The sequence below is a fragment of the Anoxybacillus dikiliensis genome (genome assembly GCF_050613275.1).
Taxonomy (GTDB): Bacteria; Bacillota; Bacilli; order Bacillales; family Anoxybacillaceae; genus Anoxybacillus.
Genome location: NZ_CP187112.1, coordinates 1,711,299 through 1,728,841 on the forward strand (window position 1 = coordinate 1,711,299; position 17,543 = coordinate 1,728,841).

Annotated in this window: 17 protein-coding genes and 1 riboswitch; all 17 genes read right to left on the reverse strand. The window is 41.8% G+C overall.

The window, feature by feature from the left end:
* Position 1 precedes the first annotated feature (1 nt).
* Complete coding sequence (locus tag ACPF7I_RS09010; protein ID WP_430743752.1) at positions 2-1,024, reverse strand: FecCD family ABC transporter permease; 1,023 nt, start codon at positions 1,022-1,024, stop codon at positions 2-4.
* Positions 990-1,946: an ABC transporter substrate-binding protein gene (locus ACPF7I_RS09015; RefSeq protein ID WP_430743750.1), complete on the reverse strand. Its 957-nt coding sequence runs from the start codon at positions 1,944-1,946 to the stop codon at positions 990-992. Before ACPF7I_RS09015 ends, ACPF7I_RS09010 begins: the two co-directional genes overlap by 35 nt.
* Positions 1,947-2,016: 70 nt before the next feature.
* Positions 2,017-2,337 carry a hypothetical protein gene (locus ACPF7I_RS09020; protein ID WP_035019783.1) on the reverse strand — a complete coding sequence of 107 codons (321 nt, stop codon included), beginning with the start codon at positions 2,335-2,337 and terminating at the stop codon, positions 2,017-2,019.
* Between the two features lie 26 nt (positions 2,338-2,363).
* Positions 2,364-3,206, reverse strand: a complete 843-nt coding sequence (locus tag ACPF7I_RS09025; protein WP_430743748.1) for a hypothetical protein — start codon at positions 3,204-3,206, stop codon at positions 2,364-2,366.
* A 120-nt stretch (positions 3,207-3,326) separates the two neighbouring features.
* A riboswitch (cobalamin riboswitch) is annotated at positions 3,327-3,518 on the reverse strand.
* Between the two features lie 67 nt (positions 3,519-3,585).
* Positions 3,586-5,349 (reverse strand): ATP-binding protein, encoded by a 1,764-nt coding sequence (locus ACPF7I_RS09030; protein WP_430743746.1) that lies wholly within the window; start codon positions 5,347-5,349, stop codon positions 3,586-3,588.
* On the reverse strand, positions 5,346-6,062 hold the full coding sequence (locus tag ACPF7I_RS09035; protein ID WP_430743745.1) for a response regulator transcription factor: 717 nt from the start codon (positions 6,060-6,062) through the stop codon (positions 5,346-5,348). Before ACPF7I_RS09035 ends, ACPF7I_RS09030 begins: the two co-directional genes overlap by 4 nt.
* Before the next feature lie 139 nt (positions 6,063-6,201).
* Positions 6,202-7,458, reverse strand: coding sequence for a group II intron reverse transcriptase/maturase (ltrA, locus tag ACPF7I_RS09040; RefSeq protein ID WP_064221401.1), 1,257 nt, complete (start codon positions 7,456-7,458; stop codon positions 6,202-6,204).
* 578 nt (positions 7,459-8,036) lie between these two features.
* A complete protein-coding gene (ccsB, locus tag ACPF7I_RS09045; protein WP_430743743.1) occupies positions 8,037-9,212 on the reverse strand; it encodes a c-type cytochrome biogenesis protein CcsB in 1,176 nt (391 codons plus the stop codon).
* Positions 9,213-9,224: 12 nt separating this feature from the next.
* Positions 9,225-10,841, reverse strand: coding sequence for a cytochrome c biogenesis protein ResB (gene resB / locus ACPF7I_RS09050; RefSeq protein ID WP_430743741.1), 1,617 nt, complete (start codon positions 10,839-10,841; stop codon positions 9,225-9,227).
* Positions 10,842-10,853: 12 nt separating this feature from the next.
* Positions 10,854-11,375, reverse strand: a complete 522-nt coding sequence (resA, locus tag ACPF7I_RS09055; RefSeq protein WP_430743739.1) for a thiol-disulfide oxidoreductase ResA — start codon at positions 11,373-11,375, stop codon at positions 10,854-10,856.
* A 94-nt stretch (positions 11,376-11,469) separates the two neighbouring features.
* Positions 11,470-12,207, reverse strand: coding sequence for a 23S rRNA pseudouridine(2605) synthase RluB (rluB, locus tag ACPF7I_RS09060; RefSeq protein ID WP_430743738.1), 738 nt, complete (start codon positions 12,205-12,207; stop codon positions 11,470-11,472).
* Between the two features lie 497 nt (positions 12,208-12,704).
* Positions 12,705-13,415: a hypothetical protein gene (locus tag ACPF7I_RS09065; protein ID WP_430743736.1), complete on the reverse strand. Its 711-nt coding sequence runs from the start codon at positions 13,413-13,415 to the stop codon at positions 12,705-12,707.
* A gap of 421 nt (positions 13,416-13,836) precedes the next feature.
* On the reverse strand, positions 13,837-13,977 hold the full coding sequence (locus ACPF7I_RS09070) for a hypothetical protein (protein ID WP_430743735.1): 141 nt from the start codon (positions 13,975-13,977) through the stop codon (positions 13,837-13,839).
* A gap of 476 nt (positions 13,978-14,453) precedes the next feature.
* Positions 14,454-14,987 carry a spore maturation protein gene (locus ACPF7I_RS09075; RefSeq protein ID WP_430743733.1) on the reverse strand — a complete coding sequence of 178 codons (534 nt, stop codon included), beginning with the start codon at positions 14,985-14,987 and terminating at the stop codon, positions 14,454-14,456.
* Positions 14,987-15,580, reverse strand: a complete 594-nt coding sequence (locus ACPF7I_RS09080) for a nucleoside recognition domain-containing protein (protein ID WP_430743731.1) — start codon at positions 15,578-15,580, stop codon at positions 14,987-14,989. Before ACPF7I_RS09080 ends, ACPF7I_RS09075 begins: the two co-directional genes overlap by 1 nt.
* Positions 15,573-16,685 carry a D-alanyl-D-alanine carboxypeptidase family protein gene (locus ACPF7I_RS09085; RefSeq protein WP_430743729.1) on the reverse strand — a complete coding sequence of 371 codons (1,113 nt, stop codon included), beginning with the start codon at positions 16,683-16,685 and terminating at the stop codon, positions 15,573-15,575. The genes ACPF7I_RS09080 and ACPF7I_RS09085 overlap by 8 nt, the downstream gene beginning before the upstream one ends.
* A 69-nt stretch (positions 16,686-16,754) precedes the next feature.
* Entirely contained in the window at positions 16,755-17,525 is a 771-nt protein-coding gene (locus tag ACPF7I_RS09090) for a superoxide dismutase (protein WP_430743727.1), read from the reverse strand.
* Positions 17,526-17,543: the final 18 nt, after the last annotated feature.

Genomic DNA, 17,543 nt, shown 5'->3' on the forward strand with positions numbered 1-17,543 from the left:
ATCACGTCTTCCGTCTTAAACTTTTAAATAACAATATCGCAAACAATGGCGCGCCAATAAACGATGTAATGACTCCAATCGGCAGTTCCCGCGGGGCAACGATCGTTCGCGCAACTAAATCGGCTAATACAAGAAACGTTCCCCCATACAAAAAAGAAAGTGGCAATAATCTTTTATGATTAGCTCCACAAATAAGGCGGGTCATATGAGGAATGACAAGGCCAACAAACCCGATCGTTCCCGATACTGCCACAGCTGCTCCTGTAAGTAGCGATGCGCTCAGCAAAATGAATAGCTTTCGCTGCAACACATGCACGCCAATATTTGCAGCTGCTTGTTCTCCAAACGAAAATGCGTTTAGTTCGCGAATGTGAATAAATAAACCGATAGAACCGATCACGAAAAACGGAAAAAACAACGAAACGTACGACCAACCGCGCATCGCTACGCTTCCCATAAGCCAGCCAATCACTTGGCGTAACTCTTCGCCGCTAAAAGCGACCATAAGCGAAATGAGCGAGCCGAAAAAAGCATTCATAATAATCCCAATTAAAACAATCGTCTCCATTGCCATATTTCGCTCGGCAAGGCGGGCGAATAACAAAACGAACAATAATGTCATGAGTGCAAATATAATGCTAACAATCGGCAACGTAAAACGCCCGAGAAGCGGCAGATGAAGGTGAAAGAAAAAAACGATGACCGCCCCGACAGCTGCCCCGGACGAGACACCGATCGTATACGGATCAGCAAGAACGTTTTTTAATAATCCTTGAAAAGCAACGCCTGCCATCGCTAAAGCTGCCCCGATGAAAAAAGCAAGCACAACTCTCGGTAAACGAATCGAAACAATGATTTGCGAATCGGTGGCGGGCACTGTCGGTATGTGAATCAATGTCCCCCATATAGAAGAAAAGGGAATCGATTGCGATCCAATCGATATCCCTAGCAATATTGTAGTCATGGCAATGATTAATGCAACGATGTAATTATTGAAAAATGTCTGGATAAACGGCTTTGGCAATTTCTTCGACCCCTTCAGCTAAACGTGGTCCCGGACGAGAAACTAAATCAGAATTGACATCGTATACTCGTTTATTTTTAATGGCAGGGACATCTTTCCAAGCTGGGCGAGCGAGCACTTGCTCAACTGCGTTCGGCGTGTAATAACCGTACGTCGTAATAATGACATCCGGGTTTAGTGCCACTGCATCTTCTTCCGTAAACATCGGCCATCCTTCTTGATCGCCTGCTGCATTTTTCGCATGAATGATCGTTAACATTTCATCCATAAATGTTCCTTTTCCAGCTGTATAAATTTCAGGTGCAGGAGAAACTTCCACCCAAACGGTCGCTTCTTCTTTCACTTCTTTTGCTTTTTCAGCAATGGCATCAATTTTTTGCTTCATTTGTTGCACAACATCGGCTGCTTCTTTCTCTTTCCCTGTCGCTTTCCCGATCAGTTCAATCGACGCATATACATCGTTGAGCGATGTAGCATTTGGTACAACAATGACTGTAATGCCCGCATCTTTTAATTGCTTTAATCCTTCTTCAGAATTGTGAGCACTTGATGCATGCGCAAGTACAACGTCTGGTTGAAGTGAAATAATTTTTTCAACATTAAACTCCATGCCACCAATTTTTTCTTTGTCTTTCACATCTTCTGGATAGTTATCAAAATCGCTTACACCGACAATTTTGTCGCCAAGCCCTAACGCGTATGCAATTTCTGTATTGCTCGGAATGAGTGAAACGATTTTTGCCGGTTCTTTTTCAATCGTGACATCGCCAATCGCATCTTTTACCGTAACCGGAAATGCAGCCTCCTCCGTTTTCACCTCTTGCTTCGTCTCTTTTGCCGGCTCTGCGTTATTCGCGCACGCCGCTAATCCGAGCGTCAATACGAGCGCAAGAAGCCACACATATTGTTTCCATTTCTTCATCGTTTTTCCCCCTATAAATGAGAATAATTATTTTTGACCTTTTCAAACATGTTGTGACGAGTCTCACCCGCTACAACATTTTATTCATTTTCATAACGATTTTGTCGTACAAACTATTGTATCGTTTCTTTATAAAAATAAGTATTGGTATTAAGGTTAACTGAATAGCGCTAATTGTAATTCCTGCTTTAAGAAAATTATTGAGCATAAAATAATCAAAATCCCATCTTAGAATAGTAAATGAAAATACTCCTAAGTAAATAGCTGAGAAGAAAAGCCCAAGTTCATAAGATGTATATTTATTCTTAAAATAGTAGATAATAAGTTTTGCAACTATTGATGCAAAAAAAACATATGTTATTGCTAAAATAACACTTTCTATAGCTTTCATAGGGAGAACCATCCTTTTAAAGAAAACTAGATCCTTTTATACGCACTTCTCGCATCTATATACGTTTGAGCATAGTCATAGATTGCATATAATGTACCAATTATAGGTATGCCCTTTCCCATCTTTTTGGCTATTGTCTTAATTAAAGTAAAGTTTAAAACTTGTCCTGATCGTACAGCATCAATTACTGCATCTGCTATACCTATGGCTCCTCCAATTAAGGTCAGTTCAATTTCTTTTTGTCTAAGGGAATCAGCATACACTTTGAAGACTTTGAAATCACCATTACTACTTCTAGTGTTTTTATAGTAAGGGTCATTTCCCGCCATTATGGCTCGAGCATGCCCATTCGAAAATACTTCGTATCTCGTATCAGTGATATACGATCCTCCTTTTTCTGATATATACCAGTAAGAATTTGTATGAAATGCATTAATAAAATGCATGAATCGTTCGGATTTAACATATTCTGAGTCTATAATTTCCGCAAACTCCTCATTGCCTAAATGTATAATTATCTCTTCATCACTTCCGTTTACTAGAGAACGAACAACTAAACTACTATCATTTAACTCTTTTATTTGTTGTATAGATTCCTCTATCAAAATCTTCTCATTGCCCTTGATTTCGTATTTTTTTATATTGACCTCTATGACCCCATCTACAATTTCTGATTCCTCTACATACTCATAAAGCTCCTCGCTCTCTTCAATCCGATAAACTATTAAATTATCTGTGTTCTCCACAAAATCAACAGAAGTTAAATCTGTATAATCCATATGTGCTGCAACATAACCAACGCTTACGTTTAAAAAAATTGTTGCAAAAAGGATCACACAAATAACTCCCGCAGAAAGTTTAGCCTTCACTGTTTTTCCCCCTTTTATGTATGTCAAATAAAAAAGCCCATTCCTAATGGAATGAGCTGGAAACAACAAAAGACAATAACTCTCCCCTTGTCGTTTCGCCGTCTCACTCCCCGAAGACGCGAATGACGGTGCAAAAAGGCAGGTCTACTGACTTATGCGTCATCCTACTTTGAAGCCTTCCCGTACGAATCGTACAGTGGCGATTTTCATTTCGTCAGCATTTACAGTTGCGGGGACAGTTCTGGACTTGCACCAGATTCCCTATTAAGTCTACTAGGTTTCCCATTCGACACCTTTTTGCAACGAATGTATGTAATTGTCGAACAATTTCCACGTTTCTATCATAGCGAAAAATATCGCTGATGACAATAAAAAATTTTTATTTCAATGGCAATGTAAACGTAAACGTCGTTCCTTCCCCAAGTTTGCTATGGACAGCGATCGTTCCTTTATGTGCTTCAACGATGTTTTTCGCAATCGCAAGACCTAAACCTGTACCTGAGCGACCGCGCGTGCGTGCTTTATCTGCTTTATAAAAACGCTCAAACACAAACGGCAAATCTTCTTCTGCGATGCCTGAGCCAGAATCTTGCACAGAGATGCGCACGACTTCTTCCCCCGCATCGACAATGACACGTACTTCGCCACCGTTATCCGTATGACGAAGCGCATTATCAATTAAATTCGTCAACACTTGTTCAATTCGGTCAGGATCGAACGAAACGATAAGCTCGTCGTTCATTTCAACAAGCAAACGAACTCCTTTTTCTTTCGCTAACGCTTGAAACTTATGAATGACGCGCTCGATATACGGTCTAAGCGGCACTTGTTCTTCATGAAGCGTTAAATGACCTGCTTCCATGCGCGCTAAATCAAGCAAATCGTTCACAAGGCGACCCATGCGCAACGATTCGTCATAAATGACTTTTGCCAATTCTTTTTTCTCTTCATCTGTCGCAGCAATATCATCGACGATCGCTTCGCTATACCCTTGCAACATCGCAATCGGCGTGCGCAACTCATGCGAGACGTTTGCGATAAAATCTTTGCGCAACTTATCGAGCCGTCGTTCCTCTGTCATATCGCGAAGCACCGCAACAGCTCCACGAATGACCTTGCCGTTGTATAACGGCGTCATGACAATGACCCAATTGCGACCTTGTAAAGCCATTTCTATCGCTTGTTCTTTTTCCTCCGCGACCGCTTTCATAAACAATTCATTTACTTCGGGAGGAAGTGGCAATAAATCATCGCTTTGCCCTTGCTCGTAATACCACGCTTGTAAAAATCGGTCAGCCGGTGGATTTGTAATGAGCACCTCGCCGTTTCGATTGAATGTAATGACACCATCGGCCATGCTACTTAAAATGCTTGCTAATTGCTCCTTTTCTTGATTCAACGCATTAATATGAAACTGCAACTGCCGTCCCATTTGATTAAAAGCCATTGCCAGCTCCCCGATTTCATCATGCGTGACGATTGGCACTTTTGAATCAAATTTTCCACGCGCCATTTCGAATGCCACTTGCCTCATTTTTCGAAGTGGCGCTGTAATGCGTGTAGATAAGAAAAAGGCAAACACAGTCGTTAATACAATGGCGATAAACGCCGCAAGAAAAATAAATTTTGTCGTTTGTCTTGTCGTTTCTTCTACCGCTTTTAAAGACTGGTATACAAATACCGCACCATTTCCATCCGATGTATGAAGCGGAACACCAACAATGAATAGCTCGTTATATTCATCGTTTCGCATCGTTTGATTTGGCATAAGCGTCCGTTTCACTACTTTTTTTCCATCGAATACGCGCCCTAACTGTTGATCTTGCTGAATGAACGAGAGCGGTAAATCAGGAAGTTTTGCATTTGGTGAATACCAATAATGACGATCATCGACAATGATCATTAACTTTGATACGTCATCCACCATCGTCCACGCAATCGAGCGCGCAAACGATTCGTCATGTTCGGCGACGACACGAGCCACTTTTGTCGCTTGTTGGGTAAGTTGATCACTTGTTTTCTCTAAATAATATTTTTCAAAAAAACCAAGCAATAAGACGGTTAAAATAAAAAGGACGAAAGCAACAAGCAACAAAATTGTCAGCCACAATTTTCCAACTACACTACGCCACAGCGCCATCATTCATTCACGACCTCAAATTTATACCCAACACCCCAAACGGTGACGATCATTTTCGCTGCAGCTGGCGACACTTTATTTAGTTTTTCACGCAATCGCTTGACGTGCGTGTCTACCGTGCGCAAATCGCCAAAAAATTCGTAATGCCATACTTCTTTTAGCAACTGTTCACGGTCAAACACTTTATCTGGCGATTTCGCTAAAAAGTGAAGCAACTCATACTCTTTCGGAGTTAAACTGACTTCATGTCCATCCGCTGTCACACGATGTGCATCATGATCAATTGTTAAATGTGGGAAAACAAGCACATCCCGTGCTGTCGTATCCGTTGGTACGTAGGAAGCGTTTGCTGTGCGACGAAGCAACGCTTTCACACGAAGTACGACTTCACGCGGGCTGAACGGTTTTACAATATAGTCGTCCGTTCCCGCTTCAAACCCTTGCACGCGGTTCGCTTCCTCCCCTTTTGCTGTCAACATAATGACAGGCGTCGCTTTTTTCTCACGCAACTGTTTGCACACTTCAATACCGTCTTTTCCAGGTAACATAAGGTCAAGCAAAATCAAGTCATAATCATTGTCAAGCGCTAATGCTAGCGCTTCTTCACCGTTTTCTGCCTCATCAATGACATATTGTTCACGTTCTAAATACATGCGAAGCAAGCGGCGAATCCGTTCTTCATCATCCACAACTAAAATTTTAATTTCCTTCTCCATGATGTCATACCTCCTCATTTTCTATTGTACAAAACCACCAAACTTTTTTCTACTTCTCAATCGAGTAGGAGGAGGTGATTAACCTCCGTCCTCTCACACCACCGTACGTACGGTTCCGTATACGGCGGTTCAATCAAGATCAATGACGCAAGAATTCATAACGTTCTTGTAGACTTTTGAGCCCTTGGTCATTCCAGTAGGAGTTTCCAAGGGTTCTGTGTAAGATGGGGCTATTTGAAATACGCCAATATCCTTTCCGACTATTTCCCCATTCATACGCTTTCCACGAAGGAACTCCCAATTTGATCAAGTTTCGTATCCTCGTTTTTGGTGTTTTCCAACTTTTCCATAAGCACATACGAAGTCTTCGACGAATCCACCCGTCCATTTTCCGAAAGATTGATTTCGTATCCGCCAGCGCAAAGTACCCACACCATCCGAATAAATACTGATTCAGTTTCTGAATTCGGTATTCCATGGAATATGGCATCTTTCTCGAGGTGATTTCTCGTACTTTCTTCTTCATTCGTTTGAGACTTTCTTCTGCCACTCGAATCTTGGGCTCTTCGGCATCGATAAAACTGAATCCAAGAAACTTTCGTTTCCAAGGACGGTCTACTGCCGACTTTTTCTCATTCACTTTTAGGCGAAGTTTACGTTCGATGAATCGTTGAACGCTTGCCATTGTTCGTTCTCCTGCCCTTTTTGATTTTACGTAAATGTTACAGTCGTCTGCGTAACGAACGAATTGATGTCCTCTTTTCTCTAATTCTTTATCCAGCTCATCAAGGACGATGTTGGAAAGGAGCGGACTTAATGGACCACCTTGTGGCGTTCCTTTCTCTGTACTTGAAACCACTCCATGAATCATGACACCCGACTGCAAGTACTTGCGGATTAATTTTAATAACGGTTTATCGTGGATTCTTTTCGCCAATGTGCTCATAAGTCTGTCGTGGTTGACCTGATCAAAGAACTTTTCCAAATCGATGTCTACAACCCATCGGTATCCTTCTTTGATATATCCTTGTGCTTTCCTCACTGCATCATGGGCACTTCGATTTGGGCGAAAGCCATAGCTATGTTCGGAAAACATCGGGTCATATATCTTCGACAATACTTGGGCAATCGCCTGTTGAATCAAACGGTCTGTCACGGTTGGGATACCTAGTAACCGAACACCGCCATCAGGCTTCGGGATTTCGACTCTTCGGACAGGCATCGGTTCATAGGTACCTTTGAGAATCGCTTCTTTGATGGACTGCCAGTTTTCGACGATGTGCGTTCGCAGGTTTTGTACGGGCATCATATCTACTCCATGGCTGCCCTTATTTTGTTCTACTCGTTTCAATGCGAGAAGCATGTTCTCTCGTGACAGGATTTGATTCAAAACCATCGTTATTCTTCCTTCCGTAAATAGCTGTTCTTCTTATGCCAGTCGTCACTCCACCCTCCAAAAGATCCCCCACGGGATTCACCGTTTCCTTTCTCTTGGGAGGTCCTATGTTTTCTGTGTTCATCGTGACGGACTGAATGCCAAGGGCTATTTTCTCTTGATTGTTCAGTCCTTCCGAATCGTTCTAGACCGATTCGTACTATGACCTCTGCTGACTTCTGATGATTCAGCTACTTATCGCTAAGTAGGTTGTGAAGGGTACTTCACGTATCCATCAGACCTCCTCGGGTAAGAGTGCAATCTTTCCTTCCATCTATCTGCTTCATTTACTCTGTATCACCTTCGGCAGAAAGGACTTTGTTTTGTTTAGCAAACTCATCCAATGATACCTAGCCTTATATGAAGTTCGTGTTCCTCAGACCGGAAGTTTGCCGCTCGCTTCCTTCAGATTCCGTGTCGCCACGGACACCCTTGCGTTAAGCTAACTGCTACTTCTGCCTTCGCAGTTCGGGACTTTCACCCTAGAGATTGCACCCATGCCGAGCACACTAAAAAAACGCCTTCATGGCGAAGGCGTTTTAAGAACCAGCATATGAGTGTAAACCGGCAATGACTAAGTTTACCGCAACCAAGTTAAACATAATGATCGCAAAACCGATGACCGCAAGCCATGCGGAACGTTCACCATGCCATCCTTTCGATAGTCGCAAATGTAAAAAGGCGGCATAAAACAACCACGTAATGAGCGCCCATACTTCTTTCGGATCCCAGCCCCAAAAACGCGTCCATGCGATTTGTGCCCAGATCATCGCAAAAATAAGCGCACCGAGCGTAAATACTGGAAAGCCGATCGCTACGGAACGATAGCCAATTTCATCAACTACATCTAAATTGACGTTTTTTACAAGCGGCTGCAATGCGGCTGCGATACGTTGGCGTAACAGCAAGCGAAGCAAGCCGTATAACGCAAGACCGGAAAATAAAGACCAAATGACCGTATTTAATTTCCGTGCGTTGATGATCGCTGGCATATCCACAAACGGCTTCATGCGTTCTTCCGTTTTTAGCACTCCTTCATGCGGGCCGACAAGCGCTGGCATATGGTATACCATTTCATCTTGCTTGCCATTTTTATCGATCCACTCAAACGTTGCTTCATAGCCTGCCAAGCGAAACGATGTTGTGACGATGACAAAGCCAAGCGTACTAATTAAGAAAAATAATACAAATTCAAGCCAAAACGTTCGCTTACTCGGCTTTGATTGATCGACAACGCGAATTAAATAAATGAGTCCTGCGGCAAAACTAATCGCTAAAATCGCTTCGCCAGCAGCTGCGGTTATGACATGAATATGCAACCAATCGCTTTGTAACGCTGGGATGAGCGGCGAAATTTCCCGTGGAAACATGCTTGCATAAGCGATGACTAAAATGGCAATCGGCAAAGTAAATAAACCGAGCAAACTCGTTTTGTAAATAAAATAAATGACGATAAACGCTCCGACAAGCATCATGCCAAAAAACGTTGTAAACTCAAACAAATTGCTGACAGGTGCATGCCCGGCAGCAATCCAGCGCGTAATAAAATAACCGAGTTGAGCAATAAATCCAATGATCGTCACAAAAATCCCGATCGTTGCCCAGCGGTCTACTCCTTCTTTCTTTTTGACTCGGATTGCTCCACCAAAGAAAAGCGTTGCAACTAAATAAAGAACAAATGCCACATATAGTAACGTGCTACTTAGCTGAACCACAATGTTTCCCCCTTATGACCGCTTGTCCGCTTGATCGATGGGCATGACAAACGGCGTATCGTTAAATATACCTTCAAGCTCTTTTTTCAGTCCAAACCAGTTTTTATTCGTATGTGCGGCAACAAGCACTTCGTCGTTCATCCGTCGAATCCATACGCGACGATGGTTCCAATACATCCCTTGAATAAGGCCGACCATAAAAATAGCACCGCCAAGGCCCAAAATCCAAAGTGTAAAATCACGACGCACCGTTAATGCTGATACGTTTCGAGTTTCAATATTCGCAAATGCCATCTTATATTTGTTATTACCAAGCGGCTCAATCGTTTGGCGAATGGCCGTGAAACTCACTTCGCCTTTCGGACGATCTGGTGCAAACATTTTAAATACGAACGCTGGATTGTTCGGTACTTTCGAGCGCGTATTCGGACTTCCATTTTCATCAAAATAAAAATCTGGAAAATAGCTTAATAGCTGTACTTTATATCCGTTACCAAGATCATATTCTTTTTCTGGTTGAATTAAATCAACTGTAATTGTGCCAAACGATTTGTTTGTTTCCTTATCGGTGAAATGAAACGACATACTTTTTAATTCATCTAGCTTAAAATCAACTTGGTATAACGCGTAATGATCATGTTTTAACGGTTCGTTAACCCGAATGGAAAAGCTTTTTATTTTTTTTAATTTCGGCTCTTCGCCCGTAACGACTGGACCAACACGTTCGTATAATACGACGTCCGTTTGATAGTTTTTCGCCATCATTCCGCTACCGACGCGATCAATCGCTGCTTGAAACGCTTCTTTCTCTCTTTCTTTCTCATATACTTCAAAAATAAACTTTTTATTTTCTAAAAAATATTTTCCGTTCGTTCCCGGAATTTCTTTTATTTCTCCTTCACGAATCCACATGCTTTCGTCCACATACATGCCCGGAACGAAACGAAGCATCGCACCGATTAAAAAAACGATAAGCCCAATATGATTCACATACGGTCCCCAACGAGAAAACCGCCCTTTTTCCGCCAAAATATTTCCATTTTCTTCCCGGACGCGGTAACCACGCTTTGTTAGCTTGTCGACGACGTTTCGAAATGCCGTTTCATCATGTTCTACTTTTGCGCGACTAAATAGACGTTGTCTTTGTAAAAATTGTTCGTTGCGCGTCACTCGTTGATTGTTTAACGCACGATATAGCGGTACAACACGGTCTAAACTACAAATGACAAGCGATACGCCAATGAGTGCAATAAGCAACATGTACCACCAAGAACTATACAAGTCATGAAAGCCAAGCGCGTAGTACCATTTTCCGAGCAACCCGTACTGCTGCTCATAATATTCCGCTGGTGATACGGTTGGTGGAATGTACATTTGTTGCGGATAAATCGTACCGATCGCGGAAGCAACTAGCGTAATGACGATGAGCCAAACCCCAACTTTGACAGACGAAAAAAAGTTCCAAATTTTATCAATGATCGTTTTATTGTACGTTTGTGAACGGCGCGCGCTCCCTTCATAGCGCATATCTAACAACGCTGGCACTTCTTCGAGCGGCTTACCACACGCTTCACAAAGCACTGTTCCAATCGGGTTGACATGCCCGCATTCACATTTTACTTGTTCCATATTGAAAACCCCTTACGGCTTAATTCGTTCCATATATTTTTTTACATCTTCTTCTGTCATCGTTCCTGTAATGATGTCTACAATCTTTCCGTCCTTGTCGATTAAAAAGGTCGTTGGCAACGGATTAATATCGTACGCATTCATCACTTGATCTTGTTGATCAATCACAACTGGGAACGTAAGCTGAAAGCGATCAACGAATGTTTGTACCGTCACTTTCGCTTCACCAACGTTAACCGCAATCACTTCTACCCCTTCATTTTTATATACGTTGTATTGACTATTGATGTGCGGCATCTCTTTTTCACACGGTTTACACCACGTTCCCCAAAAGTTTAAAAACACACCTTTGCCACGGTAATCGGATAGTTGAATTTTGTTGCCGTTTAAATCAGTAAGTACGAAATCTGGTGCTGAATCGCCCACTTGAATCGCTTTTTTCTCCACAAAAACGTTCGAATAAATCGTATAGCCAATAGCCAAAAGCATGATAGCTAAAATGACTGTTCGAAGCCAAAATCGCTTTTCTTTCATCGCCAACTCTCCTAATAAACCGTTTTCATCAACCTCATTATACAAGTTACCACTATATAAATAATGAAAATTATTTGAACAAACTGTGACAAAATTATGATACATACGGTGAACCAGCTAATGCAAGCGCGCGTAATTGCTTCACTTCATGTGGTGACAATTCGCGGTAATCTCCAGGATTTAAGCCTTTTAAATCTAAAAAGGCGTAACGTTCCCGCTTTAACTTTAAAACAGGGTGACCAATTGCTTCAAACATGCGGCGCACTTGACGATTTCTCCCTTCATGAATGCGAAGTTCAACGATCGCCGTCTGTTTCCGCTTATCAATCGATAGTACTTTCGCTTTCGCTGGCGCTGTTACCCCATCTTCTAGCGCAACACCTTTTTCAAGCTGTTTCACTTTTTCACGTGCTGGAATGCCTTTTACTTTTGCAATGTATACTTTTTCAATTTCATAACGCGGGTGCATTAATAAATTCGCAAACTCCCCGTCGTTTGTCAGCAGCAATAATCCCGACGTATCGTAATCTAAACGTCCGATCGGATAAATGCGCTGATTTACATGTTTAAAAAAGTCGGTCACTACTTTTCTTCCCTTTTCGTCTTTTACGCTCGAAATCACACCACGCGGCTTGTATAACAAATAATATACCGGCTCTTCGCGTTCAAGCGGAATGCCATCCACTTCAATGCGGTCTTGTGGACTAACTTTCACCCCAAGTTCCGTCACAACTTTTCCATTTACTTTCACTTTTCCTTCGACAATTAATTGCTCTGCTTTTCTTCGCGATGCGATGCCAGCATGAGCAATCACTTTTTGTAATCGTTCCATTTCATTCACCTCACTATATAGTTTTACCATATTCGGTACAGGAGTTCAAAAATAAGAAAGGAGAAAGGCGCACGACATGCAACTTTCTCCTAACTTGGCTTGTATAAAGAAAAAGAAAAAACAACAAACGAGGCAAAAAATAGCCAAACGATTTTCACTTGAAAAAGCATGTACAAAAGAAACAATAAAAAAAGACCAACAAAATAAAAAGCTATTACTTTGCTTACAATTGAACCCAACATTTTATTTACCAACAACATGTAATGTATCCATGAAATAAATAGGTGAAACATGTATAAAATTAAAAACAAAGTTGTAAAAACGACGGTGCTCCCTGGACTACTCATTTCGTTAGAAAAAAGATTGTGTTCAATTGTCAGAAGCAGAAAGCTATATACGAAACTTAAAAGAAGAGATAAAACTGTAACATTTAAAATAAATTGCTTATTTATAGTCATAATTCACATACCTCACACCACTCTGAAAATTATATTTTGTCATTCAAACCAGTCTACCCCATATACCCTCACCATATTCCCAATATATCTATCATGGGAAGGGGAACCATACCAATAAACTTTTTCATTTCTGACCACCCTCATCGAAGTCGAACCCGATCCATCTAGTACAATCGATCTTACAGGATCAAAGCCTATATTTTCGATGTATGTTTTTAAACTAGGTATATTCGCTGCGTTACCCTCTGTAACAATCATATACCCATATTCATCATCCCACGCCAAAACGGTTCTCCATGTAGCGAAATCGTATCCAATAACTATTAAGTCATCCCCCCAATTTTCCCTATTGTAGCCGTTCCCACCAATTACCGCCTTTGCGCTTGGATAGGCCTTAAGAACTTCATTGAGGTTTCTCGCGTACACGAAAGCCGCTCTCATATTGTTATTTTTATCAACATAAGAAACAAAGGTTTTCCTCCTAATTTGTTTATCTTTCGTTCCATTATATTCGTAGTATGAAGTATCTCCTTTCCAGTAGCTTATAGATCGTAACCCTGTTGGAGGATTATTGTAACCATTATCAGCAGCAAAAAAACCACCGTTTATACCGATATGGGGCTTTTGAGACATCTTGGCATTGATAATTTCAGGTTTTATATTCTCAATTTTTGTTTTAATTACAGCAAAATTAGGCTTTCCCATAGGCTGTACACTTCTCATCTCAAAGCTATATGGCAATCCTCTCATAAAGACTCTCCTCCTCAGAAATGGTGATATATCAGTTTTTTTCACCATCCCTCTAAGATAAAACTACCAACAATTAGAAGTGCCTCAGCAAACTCCTCACTCAAACTAATAACCACAGCCTCGCCTATTCAGATTGAGGAGGATAGCTCCGTTGCTTCCGTTCCACCTGTTGTCCTGTCGTCCATGCCAAATGACGTGCCATCCCATCCGACCTACTTCGTATGCAACAGGGGGGCTATAGTAAAATCTTTGTTGCACAGTATTAAATTAAATATTGTATCCACCAATGTCTCATGGCTCGCATCTCTAAAAACTCGATCGCATGATAGATCAGGTGTTTTGAAAAAACGTAGGTGGATTTTTCAATGTTTTTCTACTCGTCTAGCCATTCACTCGAGATTTTTGCCTTACGTTAATTATATCATAAAACACCTACTTTCGTGACATGCTCTGCTCTCCTTTCTAATCGTCGTTCTTTGCGTTCGATCACTTTCTCCGCTTGATGAAAAGCTTCCTTTGTCTTCGGGTTAATGTGCATCGTATCTTTTGTCACTCGTTTCATCACGGGCTCAGCTTTCTTTTCTGCGTGCTGAACGGCTTTTGAATGATCTCCCTTACTTTTTTGATGACGTCATCGGCGACATTCTTTACTTTCTGTCCTACTTTTTCTCGACCATACACCCTAATTTATTTAATGAACTCTCCAAAAAGATATATTCCTATTTCCTTTGTTTTGTCCTTTTGTTAGAACAACGTTCGTTGATAAGCCATAATCAATAAAAAAGCCACACCCCCACAGGTCATCGGATAATGATTGAATAATAAAAAACAGCAGTTTTGTAAATTGAATGTTTTTCATTATCTCTATGTTTATAATAAAAAATATTAATGTATAAAAATCCTATTTTGGTTGGAAATACACCAAAATTAAAACCCAAAGAATGTTGATTTTACAGCATTCTTTGGGTTTTCTTTTTTAGATTTCGGGATTAAATACTACTTTTCGGACAATCCCATTTTGCCAGACTGTTAAACACTTCACTTGCCAAACATCCATAATACAACGACAAATGATACAATAAAGCTAACAAAGTCAGCAAGCAAGCCGACTTTTAATGCATCGCCCATTTTACGAATGCCGACCGCACCAAAGTAGACGGTAAGTACATATAACGTCGTTTCTGTGCTTCCTTGAATGGTAGAAGCTAACCGGCCGATAAATGAATCGGGTCCATATGTGGCGATTAAGTCGGTCACGATGCCGAGCGATGCTGTTCCTGAAATTGGACGAATGAGCGCAAGCGGCACGACTTCGGGCGGCAATCCGAGCGGGACGATGAACGGCTTCATATACGAAATAAAAAAATCAAGTGCACCGGAAGCGCGAAAAACGGAGACAGCAACGAGCATACCTACTAAATATGGAATAAGGGAAAAAGCAATTTGAATTCCTTCTTTTCCCCCTTCAACAAACGCTTCATACGTCGGAACGCGCTTGTACGTCGCATGCAGTAAAATACAAGCGATGACGATCGGAATGAGCCAAAGCGATAAAAATTGAATGACGTACATTACATCCCTCCTTTTTTACGCCTCCGTATGTAAAATGCGCGGTCGATCATGATCGCTGATATCGTGGCAATGAGTGAGGCAACAAACGTTGTGCCAATAATTTCCCCTGGTGAAGCAGAGTGGTATGTCATCCGAATCGATATGACGGTAGCAGGAATGAGCGTAACGCTTGCGGTATTTAAAGCGACAAACGTAATCATTGAGCGGCTCGGTTCCTCTTTTTGACCGTTTAGTTTCTTCAATTGCTCCATTGCTTTAATGCCGAGCGGCGTCGCTGCATTTCCAAGACCGAACATGTTTGCGACCATATTTGATAATATATACCCAAGAGCTGGATGGTCGGACGGCACTTCCGGGAAAATTTTTTTCGCTATTGGACGGAACAAATGAGCAAAAAAAGAAAGCAATCCAGATTGCTCGGCGATTTTCATTAAACCGAGCCAAAAAACAAGCACGCTAATTAAACCAATGCTAATCGTTACCGCTTCTTTCGCCCCTTGAAACATCGCCTCGTTGACGTCTTTCATCGTCCCGTTTATTCCCGCAAACACAAGCCCAATAAGCAAAAGCGCCACCCAAATGAGATTAACCATCGCTGTCCACCCCTAACAACCAGTCAAAAAAAGAACGTGTTTTCTTTTGTTGCTTATAAAAAATAGGTGTTTCATCGACCTTTTCCTCGCCGATATACAGTTCCGCTTTCCCGACAATCGATGGCACGCCTGTCTCTTTCCATCGTTCTTGTGGACGAAGCAATTTTCGCTTTAAACGAATGCGTGCTTCTTCTTTTTTTGTGACCGGATATATAAAATCGCGTACAACAAATATATGTTTGTCATAAAACGGATCTCTAATCTGTTCCACAATCTCGTCCGCTTTTACCGTCACAAGTTCATAGTTCGCAAATCCATGTTCATACATGGCCATATGATCGTTCCAATCATCTCCTGCATCAATCGTCACCGCGATGAGATCAAGCTCATCTTTTGATGCTGTCGTCACTAATGTACGTTTCGCTCGCTTCGTATATCCTGTTTTTCCCCCGGTACAATATTTATACAAATGCGTTAACAACTTATTTTTATTGCGCCAAACGCGGTCCCAATCTTCTGTTGGATTTGGTGCCCGATACAATTTCGTTCCCGATACTTCGCGAAATTGCTCATTTTGCATCGCATACCGCATAAGTAACGCCATATCGTACGCAGTCGAATAATGATTTTCTGCATCATCTAACCCATGTGGATTCGCAAATTGTGTATTTGTCATGCCGATTTCTGCTGCTTTTTTGTTCATTAAAAAAACGAAGCCTTCGACGCTACCGCCAACATGCTCAGCGATCGCCACCGCTGCATCGTTTCCAGAACGAAGCATAAGCCCATATACTAAATGTTTGAGTGCAATTTTTTCGCCCGGCTTTAAATAAATCGAAGATCCTTCTGTCCGAACCGCCCGTTCACTTACCGTCACAAGCTCTTCCCATTTTCCTGATTCAATCGCTAAAATGGCCGTCATAATTTTTGTAATGCTCGCAATACGCCGTTTTGTATGCGCATCTTTCTCAAATAATACCCGTCCTGTCGTTTGTTCCATTAAAATCGCGCTTTTCGCACTCACCGACATCGCCTTCGCTTCATTCGGAAAAAGTGAACAAAAAAAACAAAGCACGATCATCCATACAAGCCATTGCCGTCGCATACACTCTCATCCCTTTGTCCGTTTTGTACAAGTGTATGCATAAATGCATGATGTATGACAAAAAGACCGCTACATGACGCGGCCTTTTGCTTTTATGAATCGCTGTTGCACATCATCCCAATTGACGACGTTCCACCATTGTTGAACGTACGTTGCGCGGTCGTTTTTATATTGCAAATAATACGCATGCTCCCACACATCTAACACAAGGAGTGGAACGGTCGTCCATTGTGTCCCATGTTGATGTTTTTCGGTTTGTAAAATTTCTAATCGCCCTGCAAACGGTGACCAAACGAGGAGCGCCCATCCGCTTCCTTCCACTTGCTTCGCCGCTTCGGTAAAATGTCGTTGAAACGCTTCAAAGCTCCCAAAATCGCGCACAATTTGTTGAAGCAACACACCCGTTGGACGTCCGCCCCCACGCGGTTTCATATTGTTCCAAAAAATTGTGTGCAAATAATGTCCCGAACCATGAAACGCAGCTTCACGCTCCCAATGTTTTAATAACGCATAGTCGTTTTTTTCACGTGCTTGTTGCATCATTTTTTCGGCGCGATTTAAACCGTCAACATAACTTTGATGATGTTTTTCATGGTGCAATCGCATAATCTCTTCAGCAATATACGGTTCTAATGCGTTGTACGCATACGGTAACTTAGGTAGCGTATGCCCTCCAATCGGTACGCGCTTACGTTGTAAATATATGTTTGTTACTTGCTCATGAATGCGCGCGACATCTCCACGCTCTAGCTCCACGTTTAGACGTTCCACCATTTCTGCATCAACATATGGCTTTACTCTCTCAAGCCATGCTTGCACGTTATAAATATATTGTCGCATACAAACACACCTCCTTCG

Excerpts from the sequence above, each read along its gene's own strand:
- ACPF7I_RS09020 (WP_035019783.1), bottom strand. The coding sequence starts at position 2,337 with ATGAAAGCTATAGAAAGTGTTATTTTAGCAATAACATATGTTTTTTTT.
- ACPF7I_RS09090 (WP_430743727.1), bottom strand. The coding sequence starts at position 17,525 with ATGCGACAATATATTTATAACGTGCAAGCATGGCTTGAGAGAGTAAAG.
- ACPF7I_RS09075 (WP_430743733.1), bottom strand. The coding sequence starts at position 14,987 with ATGTACGTCATTCAATTTTTATCGCTTTGGCTCATTCCGATCGTCATC.
- ACPF7I_RS09065 (WP_430743736.1), bottom strand. The coding sequence starts at position 13,415 with ATGAGAGGATTGCCATATAGCTTTGAGATGAGAAGTGTACAGCCTATG.
- ACPF7I_RS09015 (WP_430743750.1), bottom strand. The coding sequence starts at position 1,946 with ATGAAGAAATGGAAACAATATGTGTGGCTTCTTGCGCTCGTATTGACG.
- ACPF7I_RS09030 (WP_430743746.1), bottom strand. The coding sequence starts at position 5,349 with ATGATGGCGCTGTGGCGTAGTGTAGTTGGAAAATTGTGGCTGACAATT.
- ACPF7I_RS09085 (WP_430743729.1), bottom strand. The coding sequence starts at position 16,685 with ATGCGACGGCAATGGCTTGTATGGATGATCGTGCTTTGTTTTTTTTGT.
- resA (WP_430743739.1), bottom strand. The coding sequence starts at position 11,375 with ATGAAAGAAAAGCGATTTTGGCTTCGAACAGTCATTTTAGCTATCATG.
- ACPF7I_RS09080 (WP_430743731.1), bottom strand. The coding sequence starts at position 15,580 with ATGGTTAATCTCATTTGGGTGGCGCTTTTGCTTATTGGGCTTGTGTTT.
- resB (WP_430743741.1), bottom strand. The coding sequence starts at position 10,841 with ATGGAACAAGTAAAATGTGAATGCGGGCATGTCAACCCGATTGGAACA.
- ACPF7I_RS09070 (WP_430743735.1), bottom strand. The coding sequence starts at position 13,977 with ATGAAACGAGTGACAAAAGATACGATGCACATTAACCCGAAGACAAAG.
- ltrA (WP_064221401.1), bottom strand. The coding sequence starts at position 7,458 with ATGGTTTTGAATCAAATCCTGTCACGAGAGAACATGCTTCTCGCATTG.
- rluB (WP_430743738.1), bottom strand. The coding sequence starts at position 12,207 with ATGGAACGATTACAAAAAGTGATTGCTCATGCTGGCATCGCATCGCGA.
- ACPF7I_RS09035 (WP_430743745.1), bottom strand. The coding sequence starts at position 6,062 with ATGGAGAAGGAAATTAAAATTTTAGTTGTGGATGATGAAGAACGGATT.